The organism is Streptacidiphilus neutrinimicus (genome assembly GCF_000787815.1).
GTDB lineage: Bacteria > Actinomycetota > Actinomycetes > Streptomycetales > Streptomycetaceae > Streptacidiphilus > Streptacidiphilus neutrinimicus.
The window spans coordinates 11,730-12,640 of record NZ_BBPO01000102.1 but is presented as its reverse complement, the minus strand read 5'-3'; the positions used below and the strand labels follow the sequence as shown (position 1 = coordinate 12,640).

Annotated in this window: 1 pseudogene; it reads right to left on the bottom strand. The window is 78.3% G+C overall.

The window, feature by feature from the left end:
• Positions 1–36: 36 nt before the first annotated feature.
• Positions 37–911 (bottom strand): annotated as a pseudogene (locus tag TR48_RS34970) (hypothetical protein); the annotation flags it as partial.

Below are 911 nucleotides of genomic sequence, written 5' to 3'. Positions count from 1 at the left end.
GGTGGGCGCAGCGGCCGACCCGCACGCCGATCAGCATCAACCGGCGGGCTGGGGCACGTCCACGTGGTGGTCGTCCTCCGCCGACGCGGCGCGGGCGGGTGCCGGGACGTCGTCCTCGGGGGCGTCCTCGCCCTGTTCCTCGTCCAGCACGGCGGCCTTGTCCGGCTCGCCGGTCTCCCCGGACTCCGCGAGGGTGTCGTTCTCCGGTGCCCGGTCACCCGGCGGGGTGTCCTCGACGACCGGGGCAGCTCCCTCCTCCGCGACGGCGGGCTCCGCCGGGGCCTCCGCGCCGTCGGGGACGGAGACGTGGGTCTCCAGGGCAGCCGACGGCCGCGGGGTGTCCTCGGGGGCAGGGGCGGGCTCACCGCGCAGGCGGGCGAGGTGGCGCTTGACAGCCGCGATGCGGCGGGCGTCCGGAAGCGCCTGGCGCAGGCGGAGGATGTCCGGGCCGAGGCGGCGGGCGTCCGCGTCGTCCTCGATGGCGCGCCAGCACGCCTCCGCGTTCGCCGCGGCCTGGCGGGTCTCCGCGTCGTCCGCGCCGCGCGTGTCCAGCAGGCTCAGTGCGACGTCGCGGTAGAGGAGCGCGGCCTCGCGCTGGAGGCCCGCGAGGCGGGTGACGTGGGCCCGTACCTGACGCAGCTTCAGAACCGGCTCGCTGTCCGTGCCGTGCGCGTGCACGGCGGCGCGTTCGAGCGCGATGGCCTCCCGGACGGCGCGGGCGTGCTCGCCCGCGTCAGCGGCGGCGACGATACCGCTGATGGCCTCGCGGTAGGGGGCGAGGTCATCCGACGGCGCGGGCTGCGGCGCCTGGCCGAGGTGGACCGTGGGCGGGTGCGGCGGCAGCGGCGGCATGTCGAACGGCGCGACGTCCGGCGGCAGGTCCCCGCGCAGGTCCGGCCGCGCCCGTCCCC